The sequence below is a fragment of the Pedobacter sp. MR2016-19 genome, from assembly GCF_014947265.1.
Classification (GTDB): domain Bacteria; phylum Bacteroidota; class Bacteroidia; order Sphingobacteriales; family Sphingobacteriaceae; genus Pedobacter.
This window is the reverse complement of record NZ_JADCNK010000014.1, coordinates 136,072-145,482: the sequence shown is the minus strand read 5'-3', so window position 1 is coordinate 145,482 and position 9,411 is coordinate 136,072. Positions and strand designations below refer to the sequence as shown.

Sequence of the window (9,411 nt, the reverse complement as noted above, 5' to 3'; positions counted from 1 at the left end):
AGGGGTGCCTATAAGGCGGGGTGATTTTGTTTACTGCACCAACCCACCTAAACCCGGTAGTAGCGGAAATCCTTTTTGCTTGCAGCAACCCTCAATTTCCTGTCATGCTGAGGCACGAAGCATCTGCCGCCTATGGAACAGATCCTTCGTGCCTCAGGATGACAGCACCACAAAAAGATTGTAGCGGATAACGGGACTACCGCAACCGATTAGCATTGAAACTTGCTTTCCAAAAAACAAAACAATTTTTTAAAAGAGGAAAAAGACCTTTACACCGTCCGCGTAACCTTATCCAGCTTACTATAATCCATCACCATTTTACCTTCTTCATTATGGTAATACATTTTCTCAAACTTAGCATCCATTTCTATTTCTTCATCCTGATAACTGGTTCTGGTGTGGATGGTCTGCGAGAAAGTATCATCAAAAGCTTTAAGGATCACAAAAACTTCAACTTCGGCATGTTGGAGCTCGGTTAAGGATTTTTCGAAAAACGGACTATCTTCGGTAATGGGGTGTACCAAGGTCCAGTTTAAAGAGAGGATACCAATTTTACTGCGCTCTAACGGCAAAGGATAAAACTTTCTAACATGTTTGCCATCAACGGTTTCATTGTACGACATCACCATCTGTACCTCAACCTCAATGAGCTGATTGCGGCGTAAATTAACCAAACGGCACATCAAGCCATGACCTTTTTCATAAGGAGCAATCACCATTTTTTTGCTGAAACTCACTTTAGAAGTAGGTCTGCTGAAACGGCCATACAATAATCCGGTAGCCAATGCAAATGCCAGTAAACCCAGCATGCTCTCGAAAGCGGCAAGCACACTGGTAATAAAGCCCTGTGGTGAAATGTGGCCATAACCCACGGTAGAAATGGTTTGCGCAGAAAAGAAAAAGGCATCAAAAAACTGATCGCGCAGGGTTACACCTTTGGCGCCATCTAAATTTTCAATCCCAACAACATTATATAAAACTGCAAAAATGGTATTTACCACGAGGTAGGCAAGAAGAATCACAAAGAAAAACCGTGTCCAGCTCATGGTTACCAAACGGGTGTAGGTATCATCAAATTTGAACCAGGGCAGGCCGGTACGTTCGATATTTGCCGAACCATCAGGGTTAAGCATGCGCTGGTTTTTGGTTACGGGATTGGATCCGAAACCGAAATCATCATTAAACTGTACTTTTCTTTTAAAGAAAGCCATATATTTTTAGAAAGATTTTGGAATATTAAAAAACAATGTCAATATTTGCTTTATACAAACATGATAATTAAAAACTTAAATAACAATTGGTGGTGGCATAACGAAATTCGTTAGGCAAATTCTATTGTTATATATATTTAAAATATTTTAAACACAACGAAGAGGATTGCCCAAAAAGCAATCCTTTTTTTATGCAATTTTTTTAACCGTCGCCACGGTTCGTGTCTCCACGAACCGGAATAAACATAATGGTTTGTGGAGACACAAACCATGGCGCAAAAGAGATAAATGAAAAATGAACCACAGATGAGCACAGATACACACAGATTTTTATCCGTGTTCATCCTTTTCATCTGTGGTTAAATAACATTGGAATAAACCATGGCGCAAGATTGAATATAAAACATGAAAAAAATATTAAACCATTTATTTGAGAACAAGAGTTTTAGCAGGGAAGAAGCAAAAAATATTCTGATCTCCATTTCGGAAGGCGCATTCAATTCTTCCCAAATTGCTGCTTTTATTACGGCTTATGCCATGCGTAATATTACCGTACAAGAGTTACAGGGCTTCCGTGATGCCATGTTGGATATGTGTGTAAAAGTAAATTTATCGGGTTACAACCTGATTGACCTTTGTGGTACGGGAGGCGATGGTAAAGACACTTTTAATATCTCTACCTTATCCTCATTTGTTGTGGCGGGTGCTGGTCATCCGGTGGCCAAACATGGTAATTATGGCGTTTCGTCGGGCTGCGGATCTTCCAATGTAATGGAGCATTTAGGTTATACTTTTACCAATGATGAAGACACTTTAAAACGCAATCTCGATAAAGCAGGGATCTGTTTCCTGCATGCGCCGCTGTTTAATCCGGCGATGAAAATTGTAGCACCAATCCGTAAGGAACTGGGGGTGAAAACATTTTTCAATATGCTGGGCCCGATGGTTAACCCGGGGCAGCCAAAATACCAGATGGTAGGCGTTTTCAGTTTAGAGCTTGCCCGTTTATATGCTTATTTATACCAAGATACCGATAAAAATTACACCATTGTACATGCATTAGAAGGTTATGATGAAGTTTCGTTAACCTGCGATGTGAAAACCTTTTCGAACAAGGGCGAGCAGATTTTAACGCTTCAGGATATGGGTTTTGACAGGGTTGATATGAATTCCATTAAAGGTGGCGATACCGTAGAATCATCAGCTAAAATATTTATGGATGTGTTAAACGGCGAAGCTACTGATGTGCAGAACAATGTAGTGCTGTGTAATTCGGCACTAGCGATTAAAACGATCAAACCTGAACTGTCTTTTGCTGATTGCTTTTATGAAGCCGAAGAATCTTTAACAAGCAAAAAAGCATTAAACAGTTTCAAAAACCTATTGGCATGTTAAAGTTAAAAGTTTGTGGAATGCGTTTGGCCGCCAATATTGCTGCGGTTGCTGAATTGCAGCCAGATTATTTGGGTTTTATTTTTTACGAAAAATCGCCAAGGTTGATTAGTGATGTTTCTGCTGAATTGATTAAATACATTCCCGCAGAAATTAAAACTATTGGTGTTTTTGTAAATGAAGAGCTTGAAAAAGTAAACGATAAAGTAAACACATTGAAGCTAAAGGCTGTTCAGTTACATGGCAGTGAATCGCCTGAATATTGTGCAGCATTAAAATCGACTTTCTCTACTTTGGAAGTAGTCAAAGCTTTTGGAATAGATGAAGATTTTGATTTTTCTGATCTGGAACCTCATTTAGATGTGGTGGATTACTTTTTGTTTGATACCAAAACCAAAACACATGGTGGATCGGGAAAAACCTTCAATTGGTCTGTTTTAGGCCGATATACTTATACCAAACCTTACTTTTTAAGTGGTGGAATTGATTTAGAACATAGCATGGCCATAAAAAATATAAATGACGAACGTTTATATGCTTTGGATATCAATAGCCGGTTCGAAATTGAGCCGGGCTTAAAAGATGCGGAGAAGATTAAAGGATTTATTAAAGAAATGAATAAATAGACTGTCATACTGAGGTACGAAGTATCTGCAAGCGACGAAGAACTGCTGACGATATTTAACAGATTCTTCGTTCCTCAGAATGACAAAATTTACGGATATGAAATACAAAGTAAACGAAAAAGGATATTATGGAGATTTTGGTGGTGCGTACATCCCCGAAATGCTTTATCCAAACGTAGAAGAATTGCGTCAAAACTATTTAAAGATTATTGATGATGCCGATTTTCAAAAGGAATTTCATCAGTTATTAAAAGATTACGTTGGCCGTCCTTCGCCTTTATACCTGGCTAAAAGGTACTCAGAGAGATTTGGCGCCAATATTTTCTTAAAAAGAGAAGATTTAAACCATACTGGCGCCCATAAGATCAACAACACCATCGGACAGATTTTATTGGCCGAAAAACTGGGTAAAAAAAGGATTATTGCTGAAACTGGTGCTGGTCAGCATGGGGTGGCTACGGCTACGGTATGCGCTTTGCGTAACCTGGAATGTGTGATTTACATGGGCGAGGTCGACATTGAGCGTCAGGCGCCGAATGTTGCCCGTATGAAAATGCTGGGTGCAAAAGTGGTTCCCGCTAGTTCTGGAAGTAAAACTTTAAAAGATGCCACCAATGAGGCGATGCGCGACTGGATCAATAACCCGGTTGATACGCATTATATCATCGGTTCGGTGGTGGGTCCGCACCCTTACCCTGATATGGTGGCGATTTTTCAATCGATCATTTCTGAAGAAACCAAAAAACAACTATTGGAGCAAACGGGGAGCGACCAGCCTGACTATGTTTTGGCCTGCGTAGGTGGTGGAAGTAATGCTATGGGCATGTTTTATCACTTTATGGATGATGAAAATGTTAAACTCATCGCTGTTGAAGCAGCCGGAAAAGGGGTATCGAGCGGATTTTCTGCAGCCACCACATATTTGGGTAAAGAAGGGGTATTGCACGGGAGCAGAAGTATTTTAATGCAAACACCAGATGGGCAGGTGGTAGAACCGCATTCGGTTTCGGCTGGGTTGGATTATCCGGGCATTGGGCCACAGCATGCACATTTGTTTAAAACCGGCCGCGGACAATACGTTTCCATCACAGATGAAGAAAGTTTAGATGCCGGTTTGCTTTGTACACAACTGGAAGGGATTATTCCTGCTATCGAAAGTGCACATGCATTGGCTTACTTAGAAAAAATGAAATTTAAAGGTGGCGAAAGCGTAGTGGTTTGCCTTTCAGGCCGTGGCGACAAGGATCTGGATACTTATATTAAATATTTTAACTTATAACCCTTAAATCCCCTGAAAGGGACTTTTGAGGTAATTTTTCACACAATTAATAGCCCCTTTAGGGGTTTGGGGTATGAACAGAATTAAACAACTCTTCGCATCGAAGAAAAATATATTATCAATTTATTATACTGCTGGTTATCCAAATACCGGCGATACGATTCAAATTGCTGAAGCACTGGAAAAATCGGGTGCTGATATGCTCGAAATTGGTTTTCCTTATTCCGATCCTGTTGCTGATGGACCGGTAATTCAAGCCAGTAGCAAACAATCGTTGGATCAGGGTATGACGCTTAACCTGCTTTTCGAACAGTTGAAAGACTTGCGTAAGACCGTTACCATTCCTGTTTTGTTAATGGGTTATGTAAACCCTGTTTTGCAGTTTGGCGTAGAAAAATTCTGCGAAGCTTGTGACGAAGTAGGGGTAGATGGTTGTATCGTTCCAGATCTGCCCATGGTAGAGTACGAGGAATTTTATAAAGATTGCTTCGAAAAACATAACCTGAGCAATGTGTTTTTAATTACGCCTCAAACGGCTGAAGAACGCATCCATAAAATTGATGGTTTAACCAATGGCTTTATCTATTTGTTATCCTCATCAGCTACTACGGGTAAAAACCTCGAAGTTGGCGATACCACGGAAGCTTATTTCAGCAGGATTAAAAACCTGAACCTAAAGAATCCAACGATGATCGGCTTCGGAATCAGTGATAAACAAACTTTTGATAAGGCTTGTTCTTATGCTAACGGAGCTATTATTGGTACGGCATTCGTTAAAGCCATCGCTGATGGGAATTTGGAGGAAAGTGTAAGTACGTTTATGAAGAAGTTTAAGAGTTAGTGTTGTACCACAAAGGTACGAAGACACCAGGATATCATTCACTTTGTGTCTTGGTGGTTAAAACTTTACTAGTTTCTTTTCACCATATAAGACATGTAAGAACATATTCGGTATTGCGCTTATATGTAACTTATATGCCTTATATGGTTCAGTCTTTTGACGGCTGTTATTACTAGGGCCGTCACCCTGATCCGATACCTATCGGATTTGTTTCAGGGTCTTTCGTACAAGATTGTCCAAGCATTCTGTTTACACTTAGGTCAAAATGATATTTTTTTCCTAAATTAGTGCCATTAAAATCTCTTTATAAAATATAATTCAAACAGAATTCAATTCTGACATTCCCATATCGTTCTGATCATGGGTATAAACTATTATTTTCTAAAATTTTATAAAGAACATCATGCAAGATTTAAAAATTGCTTTAATTGGTGCCTCAGGTAAAGCCGGTACTTATATTTTAAAAGCGCTATTGGCGCAACAATTCAGGGTAAAAGCCCTTGTCAGGAATCCAGAAAAACTTCAGATCCATCATCCCTCGCTGGAAATCATCACAGGCGACGTAAAAGATGCTGAAACGGTATATTCTTTTATACAAGGCTGCGATATCGTTGTCAGTGCCTTGGGAATGGGACAACCAGCCAGTGAAAAAACAATTTTTACGCAATCAACAAGTAATATCCTAACGGCGATGAAAGCCCTTGATCTGAAACGTTACATCGTCATTACGGGTATCAACGTAGATACGCCTGCTGATGAAAAGGATACCAAAACCCAATTTGCTACCCAATGGATGTACGATAATTATCCTGTTTCTACCACAGACAGGCAAAAAGAATATGATCTGTTAACTGAAAGTGATCTTGATTGGACTTTAATCCGTTTACCCTTAATCATGCAAACCGACGAACAAACGGCTGTAGGCACAAGTTTGGTTAATTGTGATGGTGAACAGATTAATGCTTCTAATTTGGCCCGGTTTATTATTGAGCAGTTAGGGGAGAAGACCTTTATAAAAAGGGCGCCTTTTATCTGGAATAGTTAGATTTTTTTACCACTAAGGCACGAAGTCACTAAGAAATTTGCCATGTGTTCTTTGTGACTTAGTGGTGAATCTTTTTCTTTTCTGAATCGTCATTGCTAGCAACGAAGCAATCTTACAACTATCGCGATTAGCGGGCGCATTAAGATTGCTCTTTCCCTTTAACCTGATCCGATAGCTATCCGATTTGTTTCAAGGTCTTAGCGGTTAAAACTTTACTAGTTTCTTTTTACCATATAAGACATTTAAGAACATATTAGGTGTTGCGCTTATATGTAACTTATATGCCTGATATGTTTCAGTCTTTTGGCGACTATTGCTAAGGCACAATACTTTGTGTTCTTTGTAGCTTGGTAGTTAATCTTTTCTCCGCTGCATCGTCATTCCCAACTTGATTGGGAATCCTAATGCCATGTTAGGGGTTTGTAGGTTTTATTAAGATTCCCGCCTGCGCGGGAAAGACGACCGTTCTTAGCAATGCCTTAAAATGACGATATTTTGAATGGATTTACCTACTCACCCAATCCTCATAACTCATCTCAAATTTCACTTCTCCTTTATTTACCACGCCGACCTTTTTCCAGCCTTGGCGGTTATAAAATTCTTCCGCACGGGTATTGGGGGATGTACCCAACCAAACCATTTCTTGAGTTTGATTAAAATACCAATCCATCATTAAGCGGTGCAGTTCTTTGCCGATGCCTTTGCCTTCAAACTCCGGACGAAGGAATAAAGCCCAGATATTATGTTCCTTTAAATCTACAATAGAGAAACCAACTACTTCTCCCTGTACTTCGCAAACCCAGCCTTTGCCACGTTGAGTAATAAATTCTTCGCAATCCTGGTCAGTAACCAATGCCGGATCGGACAAAATGTTCTCTTTTACAGTATGCCTGACAATTTGGATCGCAGGGATGTCAGTTGTTTTTGCTTCGCGGAAAATCATTTTTTATAAGTTCCTGAGAAAATTAATTTATTTGAAAAAGCCTTTTAAATACTTTAATCGTTGATTATCACTCGTAAAACTAATCAATAAAATGTTTATGACAAATGAATGATTGTGAATTCTGGAATTGGTTCTACATTTGCTTAACGGTGTTAGATTATTTACACCTAATATTCCAGTCATGGGAAGTAAAGAAAGAATTCTACGTTTAAAAGATGAAACCAGAACCAAAATTCTGGATGCTGCCTTGAACATTGTGCAAACAGAGGGATGGCAGGCATTGAGTATGCGTAAAATTGCTGACCAGATTGAATACACCGCCCCAATAATTTACGAGTATTTTTCTAACAAAGAGGGCATCCTGCTTGAATTAACCAGGAGAGGTTACCAGATTTTAGCGAAGGACATCCGAGCCGCCCGCGACAAACATGAAACCGCAGAAGATAAAATGGAAGCCATGTGGGTTGCCTATTGGAATTTTGCCTTTTCACACACAGAATTTTATCAGTTAATGTACGGTGTGGATATGGTTTGTTGCACCGTGAAAAACTCATTAACTGAAGCTGAAACGGTTTCGAATATGTTGGGCGATGTGATTGAATCTTTATTCGAGAAAAAACCGGTTTCTGAGGATGACATCTGTCGGAAATATTACACCTATTGGTCGATCATTCACGGCTTGATTTCCATTAACCTGGTGCGTCCGAATGGAAGAACAACAGATGAACTGAACCAGCAAATTTTAAAAGATGCCATCAAGGGCATTACATTATCGATTAACAGTTAAAATATTTTTTTTTGCCAGTAATTTAACACTGTTAGATTATTTATACACTATAATTCCAATTAAATTTAATCATATGAAATCTCTACACCGCTTGTACCCATTACTTAACACTGTTAAATGGTTTAATGGTATTAATTCAATGTTAACAATTTCTCTTCTATCTATAGTTTTAGTAAGCTGTAAGTCCGCTCCTGATCAGGCTGCAGCTGCACCGCCACCACCGGCATTGCCTGTAAGCGCGATTAACGCCAGCACAGAAACTACGTATATCGAATATCCGGCTTCTATTCAAGGCGCTGTTGATATTGATGTCCGTCCGCAGGTAAGTGGTTACCTACAAAGCGTTCTGGTTAACGAAGGCGCTTATGTAACTGCCGGACAAACCCTGTTCAAAATTAACGAAAACCCGTACCGCGAGGCTTTAAACAATGCCAAAGCAAGTTTACATGCAGCAGAAGCGGCTATTTTAAACGCTCAATTGGAAGTTGATAAATTAACACCACTTGTTCAGAATAAGGTCGTTTCTGATTTTCAGTTAAAAACTGCTAAAACGGCTTACAAAATCGCGCAGGCAAATGCAGAACAAGCCAGAGCCAGCGTTGCTTCGGCACAGATTAACTTAGGTTATACCAATGTTAAGGCTACAGTAAGTGGTTACATCGGTCGTATTCCTAAAAAACAGGGAAGTTTAGTTTCTCCGACGGATCAGGTTGCTTTAACACAGTTATCAGATATCCACGAAGTACATGTTTATTTCTCTCTTGCTGAAAACGACTTCAACAACTTTAATGCAAACTATCCTGGTAAAACACCTGCCGACAGGATTAAACATTTACCAGCAGTAGAACTTTTATTGGCTGATAATTCAGCTTACCCGATTAAAGGTAAGATCGATATGATCGATGGTCAGTTTGATAAAAACACAGGTGCCATTACTTTAAGGGCTAGTTTTCCTAATGCCAGCGGAACCCTTCGCTCGGGTAATACCGGTAAGATCCGTTTAGGTTTACAGCACGATAATGCCATTCTGGTACCGCAGTCCTCAACGGTAGAAATGCAGGATAAAGTATTTGTATTTACCGTAGGCGATAGCAGTAAGGTGAAAAAACAAGCCATTACCATTGTGGGTAAAGCCGGCGAAAATTACCTGGTTAAAGACGGGGTAAAAGCTGGCGACCAGATCGTGTTAAGCGGGGTTGATAAGTTACAGGAGGGCATGGTGATCCAGCCTCAAAAAGCAGCAGATAAAGTAGCTGTTGCAAAAACAAAAAATTAACAAACCATTAA

10 protein-coding genes are annotated in these 9,411 nt (G+C 39.7%); 8 read left to right on the top strand and 2 right to left on the bottom strand.

Annotated features, from left to right (window positions below; genetic code table 11):
• Window positions 1-184: hypothetical protein (locus IM793_RS24865; protein ID WP_227256304.1), on the top strand; the 184-nt coding region annotated here is incomplete at its 5' end.
• 85 nt (window positions 185-269) lie between these two features.
• Here the strand turns inward: IM793_RS24865 and IM793_RS17505 are convergent.
• Complete coding sequence (locus IM793_RS17505; protein WP_193423574.1) at window positions 270-1,211, bottom strand: ion channel; 942 nt, start codon at window positions 1,209-1,211, stop codon at window positions 270-272.
• A gap of 405 nt (window positions 1,212-1,616) precedes the next feature.
• Here IM793_RS17505 and trpD point away from each other — a divergent pair, with 405 nt between their 5' ends.
• From trpD to IM793_RS17480, 5 genes are all read left to right on the top strand, one after another.
• Window positions 1,617-2,606, top strand: coding sequence for an anthranilate phosphoribosyltransferase (trpD, locus tag IM793_RS17500; RefSeq protein WP_193423573.1), 990 nt, complete (start codon window positions 1,617-1,619; stop codon window positions 2,604-2,606).
• Window positions 2,600-3,229 (top strand): phosphoribosylanthranilate isomerase, encoded by a 630-nt coding sequence (locus IM793_RS17495; RefSeq protein ID WP_227256303.1) that lies wholly within the window; start codon window positions 2,600-2,602, stop codon window positions 3,227-3,229. The genes trpD and IM793_RS17495 overlap by 7 nt, the downstream gene beginning before the upstream one ends.
• Window positions 3,230-3,326: 97 nt before the next feature.
• Window positions 3,327-4,508, top strand: a complete 1,182-nt coding sequence (trpB, locus tag IM793_RS17490; protein WP_193423572.1) for a tryptophan synthase subunit beta — start codon at window positions 3,327-3,329, stop codon at window positions 4,506-4,508.
• A 73-nt stretch (window positions 4,509-4,581) separates the two neighbouring features.
• The gene (gene trpA, locus IM793_RS17485) at window positions 4,582-5,349 is read left to right on the top strand and encodes a tryptophan synthase subunit alpha (protein ID WP_193423569.1); all 768 of its coding nucleotides are present in this window, start codon (window positions 4,582-4,584) and stop codon (window positions 5,347-5,349) included.
• 403 nt (window positions 5,350-5,752) lie between these two features.
• On the top strand, window positions 5,753-6,394 hold the full coding sequence (locus IM793_RS17480; RefSeq protein WP_193423567.1) for an NAD(P)-dependent oxidoreductase: 642 nt from the start codon (window positions 5,753-5,755) through the stop codon (window positions 6,392-6,394).
• A gap of 505 nt (window positions 6,395-6,899) precedes the next feature.
• Here the strand turns inward: IM793_RS17480 and IM793_RS17475 are convergent.
• Window positions 6,900-7,337 carry a GNAT family N-acetyltransferase gene (locus IM793_RS17475; protein ID WP_193423565.1) on the bottom strand — a complete coding sequence of 146 codons (438 nt, stop codon included), beginning with the start codon at window positions 7,335-7,337 and terminating at the stop codon, window positions 6,900-6,902.
• Window positions 7,338-7,518: 181 nt separating this feature from the next.
• Between IM793_RS17475 and IM793_RS17470 the strand changes: the two genes are divergently transcribed.
• Complete coding sequence (locus IM793_RS17470) at window positions 7,519-8,124, top strand: TetR/AcrR family transcriptional regulator (RefSeq protein ID WP_193423563.1); 606 nt, start codon at window positions 7,519-7,521, stop codon at window positions 8,122-8,124.
• Window positions 8,125-8,263: 139 nt separating this feature from the next.
• A complete protein-coding gene (locus IM793_RS17465) occupies window positions 8,264-9,400 on the top strand; it encodes an efflux RND transporter periplasmic adaptor subunit (RefSeq protein ID WP_227256302.1) in 1,137 nt (378 codons plus the stop codon).
• Window positions 9,401-9,411 lie beyond the last annotated feature (11 nt).